General features: G+C 71.2%; 18 protein-coding genes. 8 read left to right on the top strand and 10 right to left on the bottom strand.

What is annotated here, in order from left to right; translation table 11 throughout:
* The first annotated feature begins 1 nt into the window (after window position 1).
* From OG965_RS30920 to OG965_RS30900, 5 genes are all read left to right on the top strand, one after another.
* Window positions 2–1,351: a sulfate adenylyltransferase subunit 1 gene (locus tag OG965_RS30920; protein WP_371655324.1), complete on the top strand. Its 1,350-nt coding sequence runs from the start codon at window positions 2–4 to the stop codon at window positions 1,349–1,351.
* 249 nt (window positions 1,352–1,600) lie between these two features.
* The gene (locus tag OG965_RS30915) at window positions 1,601–2,713 is read left to right on the top strand and encodes an aliphatic sulfonate ABC transporter substrate-binding protein (RefSeq protein ID WP_371655323.1); all 1,113 of its coding nucleotides are present in this window, start codon (window positions 1,601–1,603) and stop codon (window positions 2,711–2,713) included.
* A 36-nt stretch (window positions 2,714–2,749) separates the two neighbouring features.
* Window positions 2,750–3,538 carry an ABC transporter ATP-binding protein gene (locus tag OG965_RS30910; protein WP_371655322.1) on the top strand — a complete coding sequence of 263 codons (789 nt, stop codon included), beginning with the start codon at window positions 2,750–2,752 and terminating at the stop codon, window positions 3,536–3,538.
* Window positions 3,525–4,445 (top strand): ABC transporter permease, encoded by a 921-nt coding sequence (locus OG965_RS30905; protein ID WP_371655321.1) that lies wholly within the window; start codon window positions 3,525–3,527, stop codon window positions 4,443–4,445. The genes OG965_RS30910 and OG965_RS30905 overlap by 14 nt, the downstream gene beginning before the upstream one ends.
* Before the next feature lie 6 nt (window positions 4,446–4,451).
* A complete protein-coding gene (locus OG965_RS30900) occupies window positions 4,452–5,207 on the top strand; it encodes a sirohydrochlorin chelatase (RefSeq protein WP_371655320.1) in 756 nt (251 codons plus the stop codon).
* On the opposite strand, the gene OG965_RS30895 is transcribed toward OG965_RS30900, so the two are convergent.
* Window positions 5,197–6,177, bottom strand: coding sequence for a helix-turn-helix domain-containing protein (locus OG965_RS30895; protein ID WP_371655319.1), 981 nt, complete (start codon window positions 6,175–6,177; stop codon window positions 5,197–5,199). The genes OG965_RS30900 and OG965_RS30895 overlap by 11 nt on opposite strands.
* A 91-nt stretch (window positions 6,178–6,268) precedes the next feature.
* On the opposite strand from OG965_RS30895, the gene OG965_RS30890 reads away from it, so the two are divergent.
* Entirely contained in the window at window positions 6,269–7,546 is a 1,278-nt protein-coding gene (locus OG965_RS30890) for an MFS transporter (protein WP_371655318.1), read from the top strand.
* 144 nt (window positions 7,547–7,690) lie between these two features.
* Here OG965_RS30890 and OG965_RS30885 read toward each other — a convergent pair whose 3' ends face one another.
* From OG965_RS30885 to OG965_RS30870, 4 genes are all read right to left on the bottom strand, one after another.
* Entirely contained in the window at window positions 7,691–10,345 is a 2,655-nt protein-coding gene (locus OG965_RS30885) for a fibronectin type III domain-containing protein (protein WP_371655317.1), read from the bottom strand.
* A 120-nt stretch (window positions 10,346–10,465) separates the two neighbouring features.
* Window positions 10,466–11,092: a DsbA family protein gene (locus tag OG965_RS30880; RefSeq protein WP_371655316.1), complete on the bottom strand. Its 627-nt coding sequence runs from the start codon at window positions 11,090–11,092 to the stop codon at window positions 10,466–10,468.
* Between the two features lie 97 nt (window positions 11,093–11,189).
* Window positions 11,190–11,738, bottom strand: a complete 549-nt coding sequence (locus tag OG965_RS30875) for a DUF1697 domain-containing protein (protein ID WP_371655315.1) — start codon at window positions 11,736–11,738, stop codon at window positions 11,190–11,192.
* Window positions 11,739–11,814: 76 nt separating this feature from the next.
* A complete protein-coding gene (locus OG965_RS30870; protein ID WP_371655314.1) occupies window positions 11,815–13,023 on the bottom strand; it encodes a S8 family peptidase in 1,209 nt (402 codons plus the stop codon).
* Window positions 13,024–13,433: 410 nt separating this feature from the next.
* On the opposite strand from OG965_RS30870, the gene OG965_RS30865 reads away from it, so the two are divergent.
* On the top strand, window positions 13,434–15,695 hold the full coding sequence (locus tag OG965_RS30865; protein WP_371655313.1) for an MMPL family transporter: 2,262 nt from the start codon (window positions 13,434–13,436) through the stop codon (window positions 15,693–15,695).
* Between the two features lie 190 nt (window positions 15,696–15,885).
* Here the strand turns inward: OG965_RS30865 and OG965_RS30860 are convergent, their stop codons facing one another.
* The 3 genes from OG965_RS30860 to OG965_RS30850 are packed head-to-tail and all read right to left on the bottom strand — an operon-like array spanning window position 15,886 to window position 18,988.
* Complete coding sequence (locus OG965_RS30860) at window positions 15,886–17,178, bottom strand: ABC transporter substrate-binding protein (RefSeq protein ID WP_371655312.1); 1,293 nt, start codon at window positions 17,176–17,178, stop codon at window positions 15,886–15,888.
* The gene (locus tag OG965_RS30855; protein ID WP_371655311.1) at window positions 17,178–18,062 is read right to left on the bottom strand and encodes a carbohydrate ABC transporter permease; all 885 of its coding nucleotides are present in this window, start codon (window positions 18,060–18,062) and stop codon (window positions 17,178–17,180) included. The genes OG965_RS30860 and OG965_RS30855 overlap by 1 nt, the downstream gene beginning before the upstream one ends.
* Window positions 18,059–18,988, bottom strand: coding sequence for a carbohydrate ABC transporter permease (locus OG965_RS30850; protein ID WP_371655310.1), 930 nt, complete (start codon window positions 18,986–18,988; stop codon window positions 18,059–18,061). Before OG965_RS30850 ends, OG965_RS30855 begins: the two co-directional genes overlap by 4 nt.
* 279 nt (window positions 18,989–19,267) lie before the next feature.
* Here OG965_RS30850 and OG965_RS30845 point away from each other — a divergent pair, with 279 nt between their 5' ends.
* Window positions 19,268–20,092: a phosphotransferase enzyme family protein gene (locus OG965_RS30845; RefSeq protein ID WP_371657109.1), complete on the top strand. Its 825-nt coding sequence runs from the start codon at window positions 19,268–19,270 to the stop codon at window positions 20,090–20,092.
* A 90-nt stretch (window positions 20,093–20,182) separates the two neighbouring features.
* Here the strand turns inward: OG965_RS30845 and OG965_RS30840 are convergent, their stop codons facing one another.
* Entirely contained in the window at window positions 20,183–20,905 is a 723-nt protein-coding gene (locus OG965_RS30840; protein ID WP_371655309.1) for a 3'-5' exonuclease, read from the bottom strand.
* A gap of 88 nt (window positions 20,906–20,993) precedes the next feature.
* The gene (locus OG965_RS30835) at window positions 20,994–22,229 is read right to left on the bottom strand and encodes an SAV2148 family HEPN domain-containing protein (protein WP_371655308.1); all 1,236 of its coding nucleotides are present in this window, start codon (window positions 22,227–22,229) and stop codon (window positions 20,994–20,996) included.
* Between the last annotated feature and the right edge of the window lie 307 nt (window positions 22,230–22,536).

The raw sequence follows: 22,536 nt of genomic DNA, 5'->3' as shown, positions 1-22,536 counted from the left end.
AATGTCCACACCCGTTGACAATGCTGTGCAGTTCGCGGACCTCTCCGCGACCACCCTGCTGCGCTTCGCGACCGCCGGGTCCGTCGACGACGGCAAGTCCACCCTGGTGGGCCGCCTCCTCCACGACTCCAAGTCGGTCCTCACCGACCAGCTGGAGGCTGTCGAGGCCGCCTCCGCCAAGCGCGGCCAGGACGCCCCGGACCTGGCACTGCTCACCGACGGCCTGCGGGCCGAGCGCGAGCAGGGCATCACCATCGACGTCGCCTACCGCTACTTCGCCACCCCCCGGCGCCGGTTCATCCTGGCCGACACCCCCGGGCACGTGCAGTACACCCGCAACATGGTGACCGGCGCCTCCACCGCCGACCTCGCCCTGGTCCTGGTCGACGCCCGCAACGGCGTGGTCGAGCAGACCCGCCGGCACGCCGCGGTCGCCGCCCTGCTGCGGGTGCCGCACGTGGTGCTCGCGGTCAACAAGATGGACCTGGTCGGTTACGAGGAGAAGGTCTTCGCGGCGATCGCCGAGGAGTTCACCACGTACGCCGGCGAGCTGGGCGTGCCGGAGATCACCGCGATCCCGATCTCGGCGCTGGCCGGCGACAACGTGGTGGAGCCGTCCGCCCACATGGACTGGTACGGCGGCCCGACCGTCCTGGAGCACCTGGAGACGGTTCCGGTCAGCCACGACCTCACCGGCTGCCACGCCCGGCTGCCCGTGCAGTACGTGATCCGCCCGCAGACCGCCGAGCACCCCGACTACCGGGGCTACGCGGGCCAGATCGCCGCGGGCACCTTCCGCGTCGGCGAGAGCGTGACCGTGCTGCCCTCGGGCCGCACCTCGAAGATCTCCGGGATCGACCTGCTCGGCGAGTCGGTGAACGTGGCCTGGACGCCGCAGTCCGTGACGCTGCTCCTCGACGACGACGTCGACATCTCGCGCGGCGATCTGATCGTGCCGAGCGGGGACGCGCCCGCGACCACGCAGGACGTGGAGGCGACGGTCTGCCATGTGGCCGACCAGCCGCTCGCCGTGGGCCACCGCGTGCTGCTCAAGCACGGCACCCGTACGGTCAAGGCGATCGTCAAGGACATCCCGTCCCGGCTGACCCTCGACGACCTGTCGCTGCACCCGCACCCGGGGCAGCTGGCCGCCAACGACATCGGCCGCGTCAAGATCCGTACCGCCGAGCCGCTGCCGCTCGACTCGTACGCCGACTCCCGCCGCACCGGTGCCTTCATCCTGATCGACCCGGCCGACGGCACCACGCTCACCGCGGGCATGGTCGGCGAGTCGTTCGCGTCGCCCGAGCCGGTCAAGGCCGACGTCGACTACGACGGATGGGACTTCTGACCATGACCGGCCACGACTTCTACTCCACGTTCGCGAAGGAGGGCGGCCGCGTCGGCAGCGGCGCCCTCGGCAGCGGGCAGGGCGGAGTGGGCCGATGTGCGCGATGACGTACGCGCACCGCTCGCGCGCCCCGCGGCTCGACCCGCACGACCCGCTCCATCCGCACAGACGAAGACCTGCCGACTTCCCGGCCATCTTCCCCGTCCCCAGGGGGAGTTGACCGCCGGGCCAACGAGAGGAACCCCTCCCGTGCCTGCCAACCGCACCGCTCTCCGCCGCGGCCTCGCCGTCGCCGCGTCCCTCCCCCTGCTCGTCCTGGCCGCCTGCAGCTACGGGTCGGAGAAGGACAAGTCCGACGACAGCCAGAAGGCCGGTGTCGCCTCCGACGCCAAGAAGCTGTCGGCGGACAGCGTGAAGATCGGCTACTTCCCGAACCTCACCCACGCCACCGCGCTGGTCGGCGTCCAGGAGGGCCTGTTCCAGAAGGAACTGGGCGGCACCCAGGTGAAGACCTCCACCTTCAACGCGGGCCCCTCCGAGATCGAGGCCCTGAACGCCGGGTCCATCGACATCGGCTGGATCGGCCCCTCCCCCTCGATCAACGGCTACACCAAGTCCAAGGGCCAGAACCTGCGCATCATCGGGGGCTCCGCGTCGGGCGGCGTGAAGCTGGTGGTCAATCCGGACAAGATCAAGTCCCTGGACGACGTCAAGGGCAAGAAGATCGCCACCCCGCAGCTCGGCAACACCCAGGACGTGGCCTTCCTCAACTGGATCGCCGAGCGGGGCTGGAAGGTCGACGCCCAGAGCGGCAAGGGCGACGTCTCCGTGGTCCGTACGGACAACAAGATCACCCCGGACGCCTACAAGTCGGGCTCCGTCGACGGCGCCTGGGTGCCGGAGCCGACCGCGTCCAAGCTGGTCTCGCAGGGCGCGAAGGTCCTCCTCGACGAGGCCGACCTGTGGGCCGACAAGGAGTTCGTGATCACGAACATCATCGTGTCGCAGAAGTTCCTCAAGGCGCACCCCGACGTCGTCGAGGCGGTGCTGCGCGGCTCGGTGAAGACCAACGACTGGATCAAGGCCAACCCGGACAAGGCCAAGGCGTCCGCGAACGCCGCGCTGAAGTCGCTCAGCGGCAAGGCGCTGCCGGCGAACGTCCTGGACCCGGCGTGGCAGTCGATCAAGACCACCGACGACCCGCTGGCCGCCACCCTTGGCATCGAGGCCGACCACGCGGTCAAGGCCGGTCTGCTGAAGAAGCCCGACCTGGACGGCATCTACGACCTGGCCCCGCTCAACAAGGTCCTCAAGGCCCTGGACAAGCCCGCGGTCGCCGACGCCGGCTTCGGCGTCAAGTAACCCCGTACCCGTACCAGTTCCCAGGAGGTGACGACCATGGCCCTTGCAGTCGCCGAGGCCGCGGACCGTACGACGGTGGAGTACGCCGCCCGGATCGGGCACGTGTCGAAGTCGTTCGCGGGTCGCGCCGGCCCCCAGCTCGTGCTCGACGACATCACCCTCGATGTCGCGCCGGGCGAGTTCGTCACCCTCCTGGGAGCCTCCGGGTGCGGCAAGTCGACGCTTCTGAACCTGGTGGCGGGGCTCGACAAGCCGACCGCCGGGACGATCGAGACGCCCGGCGGGCGGCCCGCGCTGATGTTCCAGGAGCACGCGCTGTTCCCGTGGCTGACCGCGGGCAAGAACATCGAGCTCGCGCTGCGGCTGCGCGGCGTGCCCAAGGCCGAGCGCCGCGGCCGCGCCGAGGAGCTGCTCGAACTGGTGCGGCTGACCGGCGCGTACGGCAAGCGGGTGCACGAGCTGTCCGGCGGTATGCGCCAGCGCGTGGCGATGGCCCGCGCGATCGCACAGGACAGCCAACTGCTGCTGATGGACGAGCCGTTCGCGGCGCTCGACGCCATCACCCGGGACGTCCTGCACGACGAGCTGACCCGCATCTGGCGCGAGACGAACCTGTCCGTCCTGTTCGTCACGCACAACGTGCGCGAGGCCGTCCGGCTCGCCCAGCGCGTGGTGCTGCTCTCCTCCCGGCCGGGCCGGGTGGCACACCAGTGGACCGTGGACATCCCGCAGCCGCGCCGCATCGAGGACTCCGACGTCGCGGAGCTCTCCGTAGAGATCACCGAACAACTGCGTGGGGAGATCCGCCGCCATGGCCAGCACTGAGACGTCGGCGGCCGACGAGGCCGCCAAGACCGTCAAGGCCGACAAGCACACCCACGACCTGGCCGGTCTGGAGGCGGGCCTCGACGCGCTGGAGACGGTGCAGAGCGGGCGCGCCCCGTTCCGCGAGACCCTGGTCCAGAAGATCCTGCCGCCCCTGTCGGCGATCGCGCTGGTCCTGGTGGTCTGGCAGGGCCTGGTGTGGGCGAAGGTCGCCGACGACACCAAGCTGCCCTCGCCGTCCTCGGTCTGGTCGGGCCTCAAGGAGCTCTGGCTCCAGGGCACCCTGCTCGACATCGTCTGGACCAGCGTCTCGCGCGGCCTTCTCGGCTTCCTGCTGGCGCTGGCGATCGGGACGCCGCTGGGGCTGATCGTGGCCCGGGTGAAGTTCATCCGCGCCGCCATCGGGCCGATCCTGTCCGGCCTCCAGTCGCTGCCGTCGGTGGCCTGGGTGCCCCCGGCGGTGATCTGGCTCGGCCTGAACAACTCGATGATGTACGCGGTGATCCTGCTGGGCGCGGTGCCCTCGATCGCCAACGGCCTCGTCTCCGGCGTCGACCAGGTCCCGCCGCTGTTCCTGCGCGCGGGCCGCACCCTGGGCGCCACCGGCCTGCGCGGCACCTGGCACATCGTGATGCCCGCCGCCCTGCCCGGCTATCTGGCGGGTCTGAAGCAGGGCTGGGCGTTCTCCTGGCGTTCGCTGATGGCCGCCGAGATCATCGCGTCCTCGCCCGATCTGGGCCTGGGGCTCGGCCAGTTGCTGGAGAACGGCCGCAACAACTCCGACATGCCGGGCGTCTTCCTCGCCATCTTCCTGATCCTGATCGTCGGCATCGCGATCGACCTGCTCATCTTCAGCCCGCTGGAGCGCTATGTGCTGCGCAGCCGCGGTCTGCTGGTGAAGAGCTGAGCCCCGATGTACGGACCGGTCCTCCTCGTCATCGCCCACGGCAGCCGCGATCCGCGGCACGCGGCGACCGTGCACGCCCTGGTACGGCGCGTACGGTCGCTGAGGCCGGGGCTGCGTGTGGAGACCGCCTTCCTGGACTTCAACGCCCCGGCCGTACCGCGGGTGCTTGAGCGCCTGGCATTCGAAGGTGTAGGGGAGGTGGTGGCGCTGCCGCTGCTGCTGACCCGGGCCTTCCACGCCAAGGCCGACATCCCGGCGGTGCTCGCCCAGGCGCCGCCGCAGCTGGACATCCGCCTCGCCGACGTCCTCGGCCCGTCGCCGCTGCTGCTCTCGACGGTGGAGCGACGGCTCCAGGAGGCCCTGTACGAGGCGGGGCTCACCCCTGCCGACAAGCGCTCGACCGGGGTCGTCCTGGCCTCGGCGGGCTCCACGGACCCGGAGGCGATCGCAGTGATCGCAGATGTAGCGCGGGAGCTGCGGCACACCGGTTGGTGCGCCGTGCGACCTGCGTTCGCCTCCGCTGCTCTACCCCATACGGAAGATGCGGTACGGGAGTTGCGGGAATCCGGTGTGCGCCGGGTCGCCGTCGCCCCGTACGTCATCGCCCCCGGCTTCCTGCCGGACCGGATCGCCCGGGGCGCGCACGACGCCGACGTGCTGGCCGATGTGCTGGGCGCGGCCCCGGAGCTGGCCCGGCTGCTGCTCGTACGGTACGAGGAGGCGTCGGCGCGGGCGGCGGGACCGGCCGCGCTCACCGCCTGAGCAGGTCCTCGCCGAGCGAGGTGCGGGCGTACTGGACGCTCCGGCCCCGCCGGGACCGATACAGCAGCCCCGCGTCGTAGAGCACCGACAGGTGCTGGCTCACCGCGCCCGGGGTGATCTCCAGGCGCCGGGCGAGCTCGGTGGTGGTGGCGGGTTCCGCGAGCAGGGTCAGCAGCCGGGCGCGGGCCGGGCCGAGGAGGCGGACCAGGGCGCGGTCGTTGACCGGCGGCGGCATCTCGCTGAGCGTTCCCCTGCCGTGCGCCGGGTAGTTGAGGACCGGCGGCAGGCCCGGGTCGACGGTGGAGATGGCTCCGCGTGCGAACGTCGTCGGCATCAGGACCATGCCCCGGCCCGCGACCTGGATGTCGGCCGCGGGCCAGGTGTCCGGCACCGGGTGCCTGAGCCGCACCCGGTCGCCGTGCCAGGTGAGCCGTTTGTCCAGGGCCGGGAAGAGAACGGCCGCGCCCTGCTCGGCCAGCACCCTCGACTGCCGGGCGAGATCGGCCTCCAGGACCGCGCGGGCCCTCGGCCACCAGTCGGGGGCGAGGCACTCGTGCCAGTAGCGGTCGAGCGCGACGGCGACGCGCTCCAGGAAGGCGGCCGGGTCGGCGAGCCCGTCCCGGAGCGGCGGCGGCAGCTCCGCGCCGCCGAAGGTGCGCAGCACATCCGGCCCGATCACCTCCAGCGGCGTGGCCCGCAGCCGCGCCAGCTGCTCGGCGAACGTGGACCGCACCTTCCGCGGCCTGGGCGTGAGGAAGTCCGGGATGAAGCCGTGCGGGGCGACCAGCGCGGCGAGCAGCTCGGTGTCCTGGCGCTCGTAGAGCGGGCGCAACCGGCGCAGCCAGGGCCGCTGATGGGGAAAGCGCGACGGGTCCCACCAGCCCCACAGCGAGAACACCGCCTCCTGGAACGGCGAGTACGCGAACGACGTACTCGCGAGATCGCCGACGCCGAACCTGAACTCGATCACACCCGGCCCCCGCCGTCCCCCGTGGTTCCCATGCTTTAGCCGGACACTAAATGATTGCCCTTGGCGTGTACACACCGGGTTGGGTGACGGCATGACCGCCACCACGCAGACCCCCACCCCACCCGCCACCAGAGCCGGCCTCCTCCCCGTCGACCCGGTGCTGCGCCGCCTCGCCGTGATGACGTCCCTCAATTCCTTCGGCAACGGCCTCTTCTTCCCGGTCAGCGTGCTGTACTTCACCCGCGTCTGCGGCATCGGCGCGACCCACGTCGGGTTCGGGCTCACGGTGGCCGGGCTGTTCGGGGTGGCGGCGGGCATCCCCGCCGGGCGGGCGTCCGACCGCTGGGGAAGCCGCCGGGTGATCGCCGCGCTATGGCTGGGCTGCGGCGTCACGATGGCCTCGTACTCACTGGTCGACGGCTATGCGGGCTTCCTGGTGGCGGCCGTCTGCTTCGCCGCGCTCAACCAGGCGAGCTGGGGCGTGAAGGGCGCGCTCTTCGCGGACGTGCTGCCCGCCGCGACCCGGGTCGAGGCGCGCGGCTATCTGCGGATGGTCACCAATGTGGCGATGGGCGTGGGCGGCGCGATCGGCGCGGTGGCCCTCCAGGCCGACACCCGCACCGCCTATCTCGCCCTGATCCTCGTCAACGCGGCCACGTACATGGTGCCCGCCGTGCTCATCCGGAGCCTGCCGCTCAACGCCGCCGCCACCGCCGCGCGCGGCGCCGACGGCACGGTGGACACCCCGGCGGACAGCCGCTGGCGGGCGATGCGGGACCTGCCCTATCTGGCGGTGACCGTCCTCAACGCGGTGTCCGTCCTCCAGTTCAGCCTGCTCGAAGTGGGCATGCCACTGTGGATCGTGGAGAACACCGAGGCCCCGCGCTGGTCGGTGGCGCTGGTGATGATCGTCAACTGTGTGCTGGTGGCGATGCTCCAGGTGCGCGCCACCCGACGTGCCTCGGACGTCCCGGGCGCGGTACGGGCGATGGGCCGCGCGGGGCTGCTGCTCGCGGCGGCGTGCGTGATCTTCGCGCTGTCCGCCGGGCTCTCCCCGCTGTGGGCGGTGGCGGTCCTGGCCGCCGGCGCGGTGATCCAGGTGCTCGCCGAGGTCCTGTCCTCGGCCGGCGGCTGGACCCTGGGCTACGAGCTCGCCGACTCCCGGGCGCAGGGCGTCTACCAGGGCGTGTACAGCTCGGGCAGCGCGGTCGCGATGATGGCCGGCCCGGCCCTGGTCACGGTCACGGCGGTGGGCCACGGCTTCGCGGGCTGGGCCTGCCTGGCAGCCTTGTTCGCGGCGGCGGGGCTGGCCGTAAGACCGGCGGTGCGGTGGGCGGAGCGGGACGGGGAGTGGAGGGGGGAACGGTGACGGGGGCGGCTGGTACGCCGGGCGGCGTGCTGGGCCGAGTGGGGCGGGGTGCGCGACTGACGGGGGCCGCGCCCCGTACTACCCAGGGGCGCGGGGAACTGCGCGGCCAGCCACGCACGGTCCGCAGGCAAACGACCACTCCGCCTACACCGCAGGTGTCGTGGCCGTCACGGTCGCCGCCGACCCGATGCCCGCCGCCGTGACGGCGGCGATCGTGAAGGTGTACGACGTCGCGGGCTTCAGAGAGCCCACCACCCGGAACATCCCCTTCCCCGACGGCCGGGTCACCAGCGCGTCCCGCCCGCCGACGGGCACCACCCGGCCGTCGGAAACGGTGATCCTATATCCGATCACCTCGGCGTCACCCGTGGCCGTGGGCGGCGTCCAGACGACCGTGGCCGCGTGGGCGGCGGTGCGCAGCTTCGCGCCGGTGGGCGCCGCGGCCAGCACAGACGCCGCCCTCGGCGCGAGCGGCGCCGACGCGAGCGAGGGCACGCTCTCGCCGTACGCGTTCCGCGCGGTCACGACCACCCGGAACGGCCCCTCCCCCGCCTTGAGTTGCCCGATCCGCACCACGGCGAGGCGCTTGAAGTCAGCCGCGTCCACACTCGCCCGAGCCGCTTCCGTACCGTCGGGGCGCAGGGCATACGCCGTATACCCCGTGACCGGCGAACCACCCTCGACATAGCTCGGGTTGAACGTGACGTACAGCCCGTCGGTCCCCGCCGTGCTCGTCCCCACCCGGGCGGGCGCCTCCGGCACGGAGACCACCCCCGCCGTACGCGTGAGCACACTTCCGTACGCGGGCTCGATCCCGGCGTTGGCGACGACCTCCGGGGGAACGTCGGACAGTCCGGCCATGAGGTGGTTCCCGCTGGTCACCAGGCCCTTGTTGGAGCTGTCGGCGGCGCCCTCCTCCCACCAGTTGCCCGCGATCAGCGTCGGGTCGTTGTTGCCGAGCTCGTCGCGGTAGTCGGTGTGGCGACTGGCGACGTTGGCGTACGCGGCCCCGTACAACACATTGCCCCGCACGGTCTCGTACGTACACCCGTTGTCGGTGTAGACGCTCTTGCCCAGGCCCCACTGGTCGTGGATGACGTTGCCGGTGACCTTCTCGCCGTCGGCCATCGAGGTGCCGGTCAGGCCCTGGGTGTAGATGCCTCCGCCGTCGTCGAGCAGCTGCATGTAGTCGAAGACCAGGTTGTCGCGCACGGTGTTGCCATGGCTCGGGTTGGGGGTCGCGGGTGAGCCGATCTTGTCGGGCCAGCCGCCCCAGCCCAGGGAGATCGCGCTGTAGCCGAGGTGGTCGAGCTGGTTGTGGGCGATGGTGGTGTGCTGGGTGTAGCCGTCGAGGATGCCGACGCCGCCGTGGTACTCGCGCGGCAGGGCATAGAGATGATTGTTCGTCACTTCGACGCCGACGGCCGGTGGTTGGCCGTCCACGCCGCCGATCTCCAAGCCGTTCCCGGAGATGTCGGTGAAGACGCTGCCGCGCACGAAGGAGTCCGTGGTCCCGGCGCCGAGGTCGAGCCCGGCCGCGCCCAGGTGCGCGAAGACGCTGTCGCTGATGCCGATCCGCTGCCCGTACGCGAAGGACACGTTGCCCGGCATCTTCGTCCAGGAGGCGAAGGGGCAGGTGCCGCCGTCGACGAAGCCGCAGAGGCCCTGCGTCGCCCAGCCCTTTGGCCCCGTGATGGTGTAACCGGCCTGGATCTCCGAGAACCCCTCGGGCCCGGACGGCGTCAGCCAGGTGGCGTAGCCGAACTGGAGGCCCTGGAAGGCGATGTCGTGCAGGGGCGCGGCCTTGGTGCCGCGCCCGTCGACGAGCTTCTCGGCGGCGGCCGCCTCCACGTCGGCGCGGCTCAGGTCCTCGCCCGTGCGCGGCAGGTAGTACACGGTGTGCGCGGCGCGGTCGAGGTACCACTCGCCGGGCCGGTCGAGGAGTTCGTAGGCGTTCTCCACGTACGAGGCCCTGCCGCTGTTGGTGAGACGGCCCGGGCCGACCATGCTCACGGTGCGGCCGGGCCGGTCGGGGAACTCCACGCGCTTGTTGGAGTTGTCCCAGCAGGGCTGGGCCATGGTGATCGCGGTGCCCCGCGCCGAGGCGATGCGGCAGCGCGGCTCGGTCCACTGGCCGAGGCCGTTGCGTTCGACGTTCCACAGCGACTCGCCGCTGGTGTAGACGAACTCGGCGTCGGAGGGGCGGCGCCAGCGCGCGAGGGTGTCGGCGGTGGCGGTGTAGCCGGTCGCCGTCACGGTCAGGCCGACCGGGACCTCGCCACGGGCGCGCTGGGCGCGCACCCCGTCCACGTACAACTGCCGGGTGTCGGTGAGCCCTTGGGGCGCTGGGGCGGACCAGAGCCCGGGGCGCCCGGCCACCGGCCGCCAGCCCTCGACCCTTCGCCCGCCGCTGATCAGGGTCGAGCCGGCCCCGGCGCCCTGCCACACGATCCGGTGCCCGGCCGGGCCGGAGTCGCGCCCGTCGAGGACGAGCGGCCCGGTCGTCCGGTACGTACCGGAGGCGAGGTGCACGGTGATGTCGCCGGAGTAGCGGGCGGCGCCGTAGTGCGCGGCCTTCGCGCGCGCCAGGTCGCGGGCGCGGGTCAGGGTGCGCACGGGGTGGCCCGCCGTGCCGTCGGCGGCGTCCAGGCCGGAGGGGGAGACGTAGACGTCGGCGGTGCGCGGCGCCGCGCGGGACCCGGCCCCGGCCGCCTGCACCGGACCGGGGCCGCTCAGGACCAGGGCGGCGAGCACACCGGTCAGTACGGCTCGTGCGGGCGTGCTCCGGAGCGCGGGCATGCTGCCTCCCCTGGGGTCCAGGGAAACATAGGAGCACTGACACGTCACGGTCAACGCATGAGCCGAATTTTCTCCACGCGAGCACTCGACTCCCGCCAGTCATCGGATCACTTGGCTGACTCAGTCGAAACGGAGACCGCCGGTCCGGGTCCGCTTCAGCTCGAAGAAGTCGGGGTGCGAGGCGATCACGCGCACGCTGTCGAAGAGGCGGGCCGCCTCCTCGCCGCGCGGGATGGATCTGAGCACCGGGCCGAAGTAGACGGTCCCGTCGAGGTGCATCGTCGGCGTGCCGACATAGGCGTCCGCCTCCGGGTCCTTGCCCGCGTCGTGGCTGCGCCGCACCGCCTCGTCGTACGCGGGGTCGTGCGCGGCGTCCGCGAGCGCCGCCGGAAGGCCGAGCTCGGCCAGCGCCTGGGCGATGACCTCGTCGAAGTCCTCGTTCTTCTGCTCGTGTATCCGGGTGCCGTACGCGGTGTAGAGGTCGCGCAGCACCCCGTCCCCGTGGCCTTGCGCGGCCGCGACGGCCACCCGCACCGGACGGATCGACTTGTCGACCAACTCCCGGTACCACTCGGGCAGTTCATTGCCGGTGTTGTGCAGATACAGGCTCATCACCCGGAACCGCAGGTCGATGTTCCGGTGCCGCTCGACCTCCAGCATCCAGCGCGAGGTGATCCAGGCGAACGGGCAGGCGGGGTCGAAGTAGAAGTCGACGGTGGTGGTGCCGGTGGGCTCGTTGGTGTCCATAGGGCGAAGGTAGCGGTGGATTGGCACCGGAGTCCGGGCCATTCGCACACCGGTCGGGTGGGCCACTTCGGGCAGCGGCCCGGCCCCGGGCGCACGCTCAGGCTCCGGTCATCTCCACCAGCGCCTTGACCGTGTTCCAGTTCCGGGCCGTCGCCTCGACGCCCTTGAGCAGGGCGGGCTTCGCGAGCGCTTCGGCGAGCTTGGAGCGGCCGATGCCGTCGGGTGCGTAGAGATAGAGAACCCGGTCGCCGAGGCGGAACGCGTCGGGCAGGAACGCCTTGGTGTCGATGCCCGCGAAGCGCTCGGGGTCGGCGGGGCCGGAGAAGAACGTGGCGTGCAGCTGCTTGCCCTCCAGCTCGTCGGCCGGGAAGGGGCAGGCGTCCACGACGGCCTTCAGATAGGCGCCGGTGCGCACCATGCAGACGACACGGAAGCCGAAGTGCTTCTCGATGGCCCGCTCCAGATCGGCGGCGAGCGCGTCCGGGTCGTGGGAGTCACTGCTGAAGACGGCGTTGCCGCTGTTCAGATAGGTGCGTACGGAGCCGTGGCCGAGCTCGGTGAGCAGTGCTCTGAGCTCGGCCATCGGGACCTTCTTGTTGCCGCCCACATTGATCCCGCGCAGCAGGGCGGCGTACATCGTCGTCATGTCCACACAATAGGACGGCCCCCGTGCCTCGTGGGGGATGGCACGGGAGCCGTCGTTCACGACTGCCTGGGGACGGTTACTCGACGACCTTTAGCAGCTTGTTCGGGGTGCCCGCGCCGGGGTTGGAGATCTTGTCGGCGGTGGCTCCGCCGGTCAGCGCCTCCGAGACCTGGGCCGGGGTGGCGTCCTTGTGGCCCGCGAGGTAGACGGCGGCGGCGCCGACGACGTGCGGGGTCGCCATGGACGTACCCGAGATCGTCTTGGTGGCGTTGTCGTCCGTGTTCCAGTCGGAGGTGATGTCCGAGCCGGGGGCATAGAGGTCCACCACCGCGCCGAAGTTGGAGAAGTCCGACTGCTTGTCGTCCTTGGTGGAGGAGGCCACGGTGATCGCCTCCTTGACCCGGGAGGGCGAGCCCTGGCCCGCGTCGGTGGACTCGTTGCCCGCCGCCACACCGAAGGTCACACCGGCGGCGATGGCCTTCTGCACGGCCGTGTCGAGCGCGGGGTCGGCGCCGCCGCCCAGGCTCATGTTGGCCACCGACGGGCCCTGGTGGTTCTTGGTGACCCAGTCGATGCCCGCGACAACCTGCTCGGTGGTGCCCGAGCCCTCGTTGTCGAGGACGCGGACGGCGACGATCTTCGCCTTCTTGGCGACGCCGTGCGCGGTTCCGGCGATGGTTCCGGCGACGTGCGTGCCGTGGCCGTTGCCGTCGTCGGCGGTGTTGTCGTTGTCGACCGCGTCGAAGCCGAAGGAGGCCCGGCCGCCGAGGTCCTTGTGGCTGATGCGGACGCCGGTGTCGATGACGTACGCGGTGACGCCCTCGCCCGCGGTGTCCGGGTAGGTGTACTTGCTGTCCCCGGCGGTCTCGGCCTGGTCGATCCGGTCGAGCCCCCACGACGGCGGGTTGGCCTGGTCGGCGGTGATGTGGAACTTCTTGTTCTGGACGACCTTGCCGACCGCCGGGTCGGCGGCGAGCCGCTTGGCCTCGGACTGCGAAAGCCCGCTCGCCGAGAACCCGTTGACCGTCGAGGCGTAGTCGCGCTGGAGCGTGCCGCCGTACTGGTCGGCGAGCTTGCGCTTGGCGTCCTGGGAGGCCTTCTCGTCCAGGAGGACGATGTAGCTGCCGTCGATCGCGCCCTTGGCGTCGAGCCCGTACACCGTGCCCTCGGCAGGCGCGGCCGCGCCTGCCATCTGGGTGGTCATGACGGTGACTCCGGCCGCGGCCGCCACGGCGGTTATCGCGGCAGTGAGCTTGAGGCGGCTTTTGCGCTTGTGAGTTGCCATGAAGAGGAGTCTCCTCGTCAGAATTTGTGGGGGGTTGGCCTACCGGATGGAAACCTTCCGGGGCTGGTTCAAAACCCTTGCCGATTGACGAGCGCAGATCAAGGGCTCCACGCAGCTGTGACTTACACAACAAGCTTTCGTAACAAAGAACAGGCCAGCGCAGGTCAACTCGGGCTATGTGCAGGGTTGGTGGACACCCCGTGGCGACACGCAAGCGGACCTTCCCCCTCAATCAGCTTTACGTGTAAGGGGCTTGAATCCGACTTGTAGGGGATGCCCCCACATCGCTGGGAGTAGATACCGGAGGACCGGTTCACCAGGGAGTACGACGAGACGGCTGAATCCTGCCCCTAGCGTCGTACTCGGATGGCGGCGCCGGGCTGCCACCACTCACCAGGGGGCGTCTCGCCATGGTCAACGGGGTCACAAGAGTGCGCGGCGTCGCCGCGCGAGCCGGCGGGTGGAGCGCCCGTCACCGCTGGGCGGCGGTGGTGATCTGGGTGCTCTTCGTGGTTCTGGCCATGGGCATCGGCTCGGCGGCCGGGCGCATCAACGTCAAGGACAACCAGCTGCCCGGCGAGGTCGGCCAGGCGCAGCAGATCATCGAGGACGCGGGGCTGAAGGAGCCGGCCGGCGAGACCGTCTTCATCCAGGCCCTCGACGGCTCGACGAAGGCCACCGACCCCTCGTTCCACGCCGCCGTGGACGCCGTGATCAAGGCGGTCGACTCCACCGGCCAGGTCACCAAGGTGACCTCTCCGTACACCGCGAAGACGCTCTCCAAGGACGGTCGCAGCGCGCTGATCCAGTTCGACGTGCTCGGCGACGCCGACACGGCGCCCGACCGCATCACACCGGTGCTCGACGCGGTGAAGAAGGTGCAGGGCGAGCACAAGGGGCTGCGGATCGAGGAGATCGGCAGCGCCAGCATGGGCAAGACGTTCAAGGACGCCTTCGGCGACGACTTCAAGAAGGCCGAGTACTCGGCGGTGCCCGTCGCCCTCGGCATTCTGCTCATCGCGTTCGGCGCCCTGGTCGCCGCCCTGCTGCCGGTGGCGCTCGCGCTCACGGCGATCATCGCCACCATGGGCCTGATGGCCATCGTCAGCCACCTCCAGGCGATGAGCGACACCGCCAACTCCGTGATGCTCCTGGTCGGTCTGGCCGTCGGCGTCGACTACTGCCTCTTCTATCTGCGCCGCGAGCGCGAGGAACGGGAGGCCGGGCGCGACGCCCAGACGGCCCTGCGCATCGCCGCCGCGACCAGCGGCCGGGCCATCATCGTCTCCGGCGTCACCGTCTGCGTCGCGATGGCGGGCATGCTCTTCACCGGGCTCGCGGAGTTCGAGGCGATGGGTCTGGCCTCGCTGATGGTGGTCGCGGTGGCCATGGTCGGCTCGGTGACCGTGCTCCCCGCGCTCCTCTCGCTGCTCGGCGAGCGCGTCGAGAAGGGCCGGCTGCCGTTCCTGAACCGCATCAAGCGCGGCAAGCGCAACAACAATGGCGAGAGCCGCGTCTGGCGCGCCATCCTCGGCGCGGTGCTGCGCCGCCCGAAGGCCGCCCTGGTGATGGCGGCGGGCGCGCTGATCGCGATAACCCTGCCGGCGATCGGCATGCACACCCAGAACCTGACCCTCGACCAGGAGTTCGGTGACTCGCTGCCCATCGTCGGCACCTACGACCGCGTCAACGAGACCTTCCCCGGCGGCGCCAGCCCGGCCAACGTCGTCATCAAGGCCACCGACATCAACGCGCCGGAGGTCAAGCAGGCCATCGCGGACTTCCGTACGCAGGCGGTCAGCCGGGGCGCCTCGGACGGCCCCATCAAGATCACCCTGCACAGCGCGGAGAACGTGGCGTTCGTCGACGTCCCGCTGATCGGCGGCTCCGACCAGAAGAAGGCGGAGAAGAGCCTCGACCTGCTCCGTGACCACATACGGCCCGAGACCCTGGGCAAGGTGCGCGGCCTGGAGGCGCCGATCACCGGTCAGGTCGCCGGGTCCAAGGACTTCAACGCCAAGATCGTCGGCGCGGTCACCCCGGTCTTCGCCTTCGTGGTGGTCTTCGCCTTCCTGCTGATGCTGCTCTGCTTCCGCTCGCTGACGATCGCCATCACCTCGATCGTGCTCAACCTCCTCTCGGTGGGCGCGGCCTACGGCATCCTGACCGCCGTCTTCCAGCACGGCTGGGGCGCCTCGCTGGTCGGCGCCGAGGGCGTCGGCGCGATCGTCTCCTGGCTGCCGCTCTTCCTGTTCGTGATCCTGTTCGGTCTGTCGATGGACTACCACGTGTTCGTGGTCTCCCGGATCCGGGAGGCCCGCCTCCAGGGCCGGACGACCCGCGACGCCATCCAGCACGGCGTGGTGACCACGGCCGGTGTGGTGACGAGCGCGGCGGTCATCATGGTGGCGGTGTTCGCGATCTTCGGCACGCTGTCGATGCAGTCGATGAAGCAGATGGGCGTCGGGCTCGCCACCGCCGTCCTGATCGACGCCACGGTCATCCGGGGCGTGCTGCTCCCGGCGGTCATGGCTCTGCTGGGCGAGCGCAACTGGTACCTGCCGAAGTGGCTGCGCTGGCTGCCGGACCTCACCCACGACGAGTCGGCCGCCGCGCCGCCGGTCACCGCCCACCACGGCGACGAGGACCGGGACCGGGTGGTCCGGGTCTGACCCCTCGCGGACGTTCCGAGCGACGTGCGTGAGGCGTTACGAGCAGGGGCCCGGGGAGCAATTCCCCTCGGGCCCCTGCCTGTTGGAGCCCTGACGGGTTGAGGCGGGTCCCCGTGGTGAGGCCCGGGCACGCTGTTTCACTGCTCCCTTCGAGTGACCCGGAGCCCTGGAGCGACCCTTTGGCCCTGGATCAGCGCTGATAGCGGGCCAGCACCAGATTCCCGTCCTTGACCAGGCGTTTTCGCAGTTGCCCGAGGTCGATCGCACCGCTGTAGTACTCCTGGAGCGCGGGGGTCGCGACCTTGTCCTTCCACTCCGGGTATCCCCGCACCGACTGCGCGGGTGCCGAGCGCAGTGCCCCCGCGAGCGCGGCGCCGGTCGCCCAGCCGTACCGTGCGGTGTGCAGGGCCGGATCCTTCAGCGCGGCGGTCCCCGTCGGCAGCATCCAGTCGCCCTGCGCGAGCCGGACCATGTTGCGCGGCCGCAGCAGGAAGCCGACGAACTCGGCCGCCTCCTCCTTGTGCGGGCTGTCCTCGGCCACCGAGAGGGTCTGCGGGCTGACCCCTTGCGCGAGCCCTTCGCTCCCGGCCGGGGCAGGGAGCACGGTCCACTCGAACCCCTTGGGCGCCTGCTGGACGATCTGCTGACGGTACGAGAAGCCCAGCGCGGCCATCGCGTACCTGCCGCCGAAGAAGCCCGGCAGGGTGTCGGATCCGCCCATGCCGAGCGTGGTCCGCGCGGCACTCCCGTCCACGTTGACCTGATCGTGGACGACCGAGGGGACGGCCGCGTCGGCCTCCTCGAACGCCACCCTCACCTTTCCGTCCGCCTCCCGGTGGAACAGCCGGCCGCCGGTGGAGAGCCCCAGGTTCAGCGTGATCGACACGGGCTCCTTGAGCGGCCAGGCGATCCCGTACCGCCCCTTGCCGCTCAGCTTCTTCGCCACCTCCCGGAACTCCTCCCAGGTCCAGGGCTGTTCGGGAGTGGGGATCCGCACCCCGGAGGACTTGAGGATCTTGGAATTGGCGATCAGGACCCTTGGCTCCTGCAGGAACGGCACTCCGTACACCCCCTTCCCGAACGTCGCCGTCTCCCAGCTCCGTGCGGGGATGTCCGCCTTGAGTCCGGAGGGCAGCAGGGTGCGCAGATCGGCGAGGTAGCCGCCGTAGGCGAAGTCCGCAAGGTCGTCGGACGCGTCATGGATGACGTCCGGCGCCTCGCCGCCCTCGAACGCGGTGAGCAACTGGTCGTGGACGGTGTCCCAACTGCCCTGTACGTACTGGACCTGGATCTCGGGATGTGCCGCGTTCCACTCCTTCACCAGCGCCTTGGTGGCCGCCACCGACTCCTTCTGCCAGGCCAGCGACTGGAAGCGGAGCCTGACCTTTCCGCCGGTGCCCGAGTCGCCGTCCGAGCAGCCGGTGAGGGTGGAGAGCAGCAGGGCCAGCACGGCCCCGGCCAGGATCAACAGGCGTGCGCGCATCAGCTCTTCACCGCCCCGGCGAGCATCCCGCTGGTGATCCGCCGCTGGATGACGGCGAAGACGGCCAGCGACGGCAGGGTGGCGAGGAAGGCGGCCGCCGCGAGCGGGCCGAGGTCGGCGGCCCCCTCCGCGCCGAGGAAGTGGGTGAGGACGACCGGCAGGGTCTGCTTCTCCGGTGTTTTGAGGAGAACGAGCGCGAAGAAGAATTCGTTCCACGCGGTGATGAAGGCGAAGAGCCCGGTGGCCACGATGCCGGGGGCGAGCAGCGGCGCGGTGACCGAGACCAGCGTGCGCAGCCGCCCCGCCCCGTCGACGGCCGCCGCCTCCTCCAACTCCAGGGGAACGGCCCGGACGTACCCGACGAGCATCCACAGCGCGAACGGCAGCGACCACACCACGTACACCATGACCAGCCCCGCGACCGAGTTGATGAGGTGGAGGCTCTTCAGGACCAGGAAGAGCGGAATGATCAGCAGGACGAAGGGGAAGGCCTGGCTGACCACCACCCAGCCGGTCGCCGCCGTCGCCAGCCTGCCCCGTCGGCGCGCCATCACGTACGCCATCGGGGTCGCCACGACCACGGCGATCAGCGCGGCCGAGGCCGCCGCGACCAGGCTGTTGAGCCCCGCGCGCAGCAGCGGCTGTTCGTCGAAGGCCTGCCGGAAGTTGTCGAGGGTGGGGTGCCTGGGGATCCACGTCGGGTGCAGCGAGCCCAGTTCGCGCGCGGGCTTGAAGGCCGTGGAGATCAGCCACAGGAACGGGAACGCCAGGAAGACGAGATAGCCCAGGAGCGCCAGATACTGCCCGGCGCGCCCCCATGAGCCGGTTGAACCGGTCGAACGGGTCGAACTGGTTGAACGGGTCGAACTGGTACGGGACGTCATCCGTCCTCACCTCCGCCGAGCCGCGCCACCAGGTGGAAGGCGAGGAACACCGAGATCACCGCGACCATCACACAGCCCATCGCCGCCGCGTACCCGAACTGGCCGTACCGGAAGGCCTCTTCGTAGGCGAAGAGCATGGGCAGCCGGGTCTTGCCGCCCGGGCCGCCGTTGGTCAGTACATAGACCAGGGCGAACGAGTTGAAGTTCCAGATGAAGTTGAGGGCGGTGATCGCCAGCGCCACGGGTCTGAGCGCGGGCCAGGTCACCGTACGGAACCGGCGCCAGGCACCCGCGCCGTCTATCGCGGCGGCCTCGTGCAGCTCGTGCGGGGTGTTCTGGAGCCCGGCGAGCAGGGCCACCGTCGTCTGCGGCAGACCCGCCCAGACGCCGACGACGATCACGGCGGGCAGCGCGGTGCCGAGTCCGGTCAGCCAGTCCCGGCCGTCCCCGAGCCCGAGGTCGCCGATCGTCTCGTTGAGGATTCCCGCGTCCGGGTTGTAGACGAGCCGCCACATGATGCCGACGACGACCTCCGGCATCGCCCAGGGGACGATCGCGAGCGCCCTCGCCAGCCACCGGAAGCGGAGGTTCTGGTCGAGCAGCAGGGCGAGTCCGAGGGCGAGCAGGAACTGGGGCACGGTGACCCCGACCGCCCAGAGCAGACCGATCCTGAACGACTCCCAGAACAGGGTGTCGTGCAGCAGGTCCCTGAAGTTGAGCAGCCCTGTCCACCGGGTGGGCGCGGTGCGGCCCGCCTGGGAATCGGTGAAGGCCAGGGCGATGCCGTAGAGCAGCGGTCCGACGCTCAGTACGAGGATCGGGATCAGCGCGGGCAGGACCAGGAACCAGGCCCCGTGGTCCGGGGGTTTGCCGGAGCGCCTGCCGGAGCGCTTCCCCGACCGCGCCGTTGCGGTGGCCAATGTCATTGTTCGACCCCTTTGCCGGGATTGCCGAATGACCCCCGTCATCGTGCTGACGGTCCGTCGGTTCGTCAAGACGACCTGCCTCCCCTCCGAGACGACCTGCGTGAATGCGAGACTTGGCCGGTACGGAACGATCACCGGGAGTGAACAGTGGACGAGGCACGGGCGCGCGAGGTACTGGCCGCGGCGGGACTCGGCGCGGCGCGGACGGGCACGCCGGAGGCAGGCACGGCTCAGGCGGGCGCGGCGGACGCGGCGACCGGGAACAGCCCCGCCGGGCCCCTGGCCGAAGGCCCCGCCGAGTTGCTCGCCCTCGGTGAGAACGCCGTCTTCGCGACCGGCGACCTGGTGATCAAGGTCGGCCGCGACGCCACCCGCCACCCCGAACTCCTGGCGCGGGCCGAGCGCGAGGTCGCCATCGCGGGCTGGCTCGCGGAGTGCTGCGTCCCGGCGGTGCGGGCCGCCGAGCCCGCGCCCCGGCTGGTGGCCGGCCATCCGGTGACGCTCTGGCACCGGCTGCCCGCCGCCGTCCGCCCCACGGGCCCGCGCGACCTGGCCGAACTGCTGCGGCTGGTCCACGCCCTGCCCGCCCCGGCCTTCGCCCTGCCCCGCCGTGAACTGCTCGGCGGGGTGGAGCGCTGGCTGCGGCTGGCCGGCGACGCGATCGACCCCGCCGACGCGGCCTATCTCCGCGCCCGCCGGGACGGCTTCGCCGACGCGGCCGCCGCCCTCACCCCCCACCTCCCGCCGGGCCCCATCCACGGCGACGCGCTGCCGCGCAACGTCCATGTCGGCCCCGACGGCCCGGTCCTGGTCGACCTGGAGACCTTCTCCGCCGACTTCCGGGAGCACGACCTGGTGGTCATGGCTCTCTCCCGGGACCGGTACGGGCTGCCGGACGAGCAGTACGACGCGTTCACCGAGGCGTACGGGTGGGACGTGCGGGAGTGGGACGGGTGCGCGGTGCTGCGCGGCGCCCGGGAGACGGCCAGCTGCGCCTGGGTCGCCCAGCACGCACCGGCCAACCCCAAGGCGCTCGACGAGTTCCGCCGCCGGGTCGCCTCACTGCGGGACGGGGATCCCGAGGTCCGCTGGTACCCGTTCTGAGCCGCGAGTCCGAGTCGCGAAGCGGCAGGTGTCCCGGGCCGCGTGCCGTCAGGCGTCGATGGCCTGCGGTCGGCTCCGGGACACCGGCCGTCAGCCCTGGGCCGGAGCCAGTTCCCGTACCGGCCACGCCGGGTCGACTATCGCGTCCAGCGTGCCCTTCCTGCGCAGGAACCGCTGGAAGTCGGCCGCCCACGCGGCGTACCACTCGATCTGCTGCTCGTGCAGATCCGCCGGAAGCAGCCGGGCGACCTGCGGATGGCGCTCGGCTATCGCCACGGCCACCCGGACCGCCGCCAGCGCGTCCGCGCCCGCCTCATGGGCGCCGTCGAGCACCACTCCGTACTCCACGCACACCGCCTCCAGTGTCCGCTTGCCCTTGCGGTAGCGGTCGACCGCACGGTCGATCGTGTACGGGTCGACGACCGGGCCCATGGCCGCGCCCCCCAGCCGGTCGGTGAGCGACGGCAGTCCGTGACGGCTGAGTTCGGCCGCCAGGAGCGTCAGGTCGAAGGCCGCGTTGTAGGCCACGACCGGCACGCCCTGCGCCCAGTAGCCCGTGATCGTCTCCGCTATCTCGTCGGCGACCTCGCGCACCGGGCGGCCTTCCGACGCCGCCCGCTCGTTGCTGATGCCGTGGATCGCCGAGGCCTGCGCCGGGATCCGGATGCCCGGGTCCGCCAGCCAGTTCCGCTGCCGGACCGCCTCTCCGTCCTTGACGCCGACGATCGCGGCCGTCACGATCCGCGCCTCCAGCGGGTCCGTACCGGTCGTCTCCAGGTCGAATCCGACCAGCGGTTCGCGGTGCCACCCCATCTTGGCCCTCCCTTTTGGTGCTCTCCCCCAGTGACGACCAGCCTCGCACGCACCACTGACAACGGGGCCCGGGCGACCCGACAGCCGGTCAGGAGACGGGCCGCGAGTCGGCCCACACCGACTCGAATTCCTCACGGTATGTCTCGAAAAGCCCGTGTTCCGTGTCCTGGTCGGGGCGCACGACGTCCCGCCGCGCTCCCCCGCGCAGCACCAGGACCGGCGCCTCCATCCCCCGGGCCCGGCGCAGATACGACTGGACGACCGCGAGGCCGTCGGTGCCGTCCCCGTCGACCAGGTACGCCGTGAAGCGCGGGGTCTCGTCGAACACCTGGATCTCGAAGGCGCCGGGGTCGCGCAGCCGGGCGCGCACCCGCCGCATGTGGAGGATGTTCATCTCGACCGAGCGGCTCAGCTCGCCCTTCTTCAGCCCCAGTTCGCGCTCGCGCCGCTTGACCGCGCTGCTCGCCGGGTTGAGGAAGAGCAGCCGGACGCGGCAGCCCGACTCGGCGAGCCGCACGAGCCGGCGCCCCGAGTAGTTCTGGACCAGCAGATTGAGGCCGATGCCTATCGCGTCGAGCCGGCGGGCGTGGCTGAACAGGTCCTCGGCGGGAAGCTGACGCTGCAGCCGCACCCGGTCGGAGTGGACCGAGACCACGTCCGCGTACCGGTCGCCCACCAGGTCCTCGACGGCGTCGATGGGCAGCCGGTGCGCGGCGGGCGCGCCCGCGCCGCCGCCCAGCACGCCGAGCAGCCGGGCCGAGGCGCGCTCGGCCTGGGCCAGGACCGCCTCGTTGAGCGCGCGGTTGCGCGAGACCACGTTCCGCGCGACCTCCAGCTCGTCCAGGGCGAGTTCGACGTCGCGCCGGTCGTCCACGTACGGCTCGAAGCACGGCCAGTGCTGCACCATCAGCTCGCGCAGCTGCGGCAGGGTGAGGAAGCTCAGGACGTTGTCGTCGGCGGGGTCGAGCAGATACCCCTTGCGGCGCGAGACCTCCCGTACGGCGACGGCCCTCTGCACCCACTCCTGCCCGGCCGGGCCCGCCGCCGCGACCACCCAGTCGTCGCCGTGGACCGGCTCGTAGATGGGGCGCAGCACGGCCGCCACCACGGCCCGCAGCCGCTGCTCCACCAGGTTCAGCCAGATGTACGCCCGGCCGGCCCGCTGCGCGCGCGTGCGCACCTCGCTCCAGTCGTCCGCACCCCAGTCCAGTTCCGCCCCGATCTCCACCGGACGCGCCACGGACACCGCGCCGGGCGGGATGTCGCCGGACTCCCCCTCGTGACCCGTGTCACCAGGGGGCAGCTCCAGCCCTCCCGAGCTCACCCGCGCACCGCCTTCCGGTCCCCCTCCAACGATCAAGGAAGAGTACTCCGCGAGCAGGAGGCGGTGCAGCCGGATGGAAAGGCTGTTTCCCAACTCCCGTGTTGACGTGATCCGTTCCGTGCGGCGCGTTCGGGCGGAGTGAGCTGATTCATAGCGGTTCCACCTGGGCCGGGACCCCGGGCAGCCCCGGAAGCTGGCCGGATCCGTCCCGCGCAGGCCGTCCGGATCACCCCGGATACCGACCCCCTACGGGGGTAGCCGCTGTGGGGATCACCCTCCGGAGCACTCCGGCGTCCTAGGGGACCGA

The sequence above is a fragment of the Streptomyces sp. NBC_00224 genome, from assembly GCF_041435195.1.
Lineage (GTDB): Bacteria > Actinomycetota > Actinomycetes > Streptomycetales > Streptomycetaceae > Streptomyces.
This window is presented reverse-complemented; position numbering and strand designations above follow the sequence as displayed.

Bases quoted from the DNA above. Each gene is read 5' to 3' on its own strand.
- OG965_RS30920 (WP_371655324.1), top strand. From the start codon at position 2: ATGTCCACACCCGTTGACAATGCTGTGCAGTTCGCGGACCTCTCCGCG.
- OG965_RS30910 (WP_371655322.1), top strand. From the start codon at position 2,750: ATGGCCCTTGCAGTCGCCGAGGCCGCGGACCGTACGACGGTGGAGTAC.
- OG965_RS30905 (WP_371655321.1), top strand. From the start codon at position 3,525: ATGGCCAGCACTGAGACGTCGGCGGCCGACGAGGCCGCCAAGACCGTC.
- OG965_RS30900 (WP_371655320.1), top strand. From the start codon at position 4,452: ATGTACGGACCGGTCCTCCTCGTCATCGCCCACGGCAGCCGCGATCCG.
- OG965_RS30890 (WP_371655318.1), top strand. From the start codon at position 6,269: ATGACCGCCACCACGCAGACCCCCACCCCACCCGCCACCAGAGCCGGC.
- OG965_RS30885 (WP_371655317.1), bottom strand. From the start codon at position 10,345: ATGCCCGCGCTCCGGAGCACGCCCGCACGAGCCGTACTGACCGGTGTG.
- OG965_RS30880 (WP_371655316.1), bottom strand. From the start codon at position 11,092: ATGGACACCAACGAGCCCACCGGCACCACCACCGTCGACTTCTACTTC.
- OG965_RS30875 (WP_371655315.1), bottom strand. From the start codon at position 11,738: ATGACGACGATGTACGCCGCCCTGCTGCGCGGGATCAATGTGGGCGGC.
- OG965_RS30870 (WP_371655314.1), bottom strand. From the start codon at position 13,023: ATGGCAACTCACAAGCGCAAAAGCCGCCTCAAGCTCACTGCCGCGATA.
- OG965_RS30865 (WP_371655313.1), top strand. From the start codon at position 13,434: ATGGTCAACGGGGTCACAAGAGTGCGCGGCGTCGCCGCGCGAGCCGGC.
- OG965_RS30860 (WP_371655312.1), bottom strand. From the start codon at position 17,178: ATGCGCGCACGCCTGTTGATCCTGGCCGGGGCCGTGCTGGCCCTGCTG.
- OG965_RS30855 (WP_371655311.1), bottom strand. From the start codon at position 18,062: ATGACGTCCCGTACCAGTTCGACCCGTTCAACCAGTTCGACCCGTTCG.
- OG965_RS30850 (WP_371655310.1), bottom strand. From the start codon at position 18,988: ATGACATTGGCCACCGCAACGGCGCGGTCGGGGAAGCGCTCCGGCAGG.
- OG965_RS30840 (WP_371655309.1), bottom strand. From the start codon at position 20,905: ATGGGGTGGCACCGCGAACCGCTGGTCGGATTCGACCTGGAGACGACC.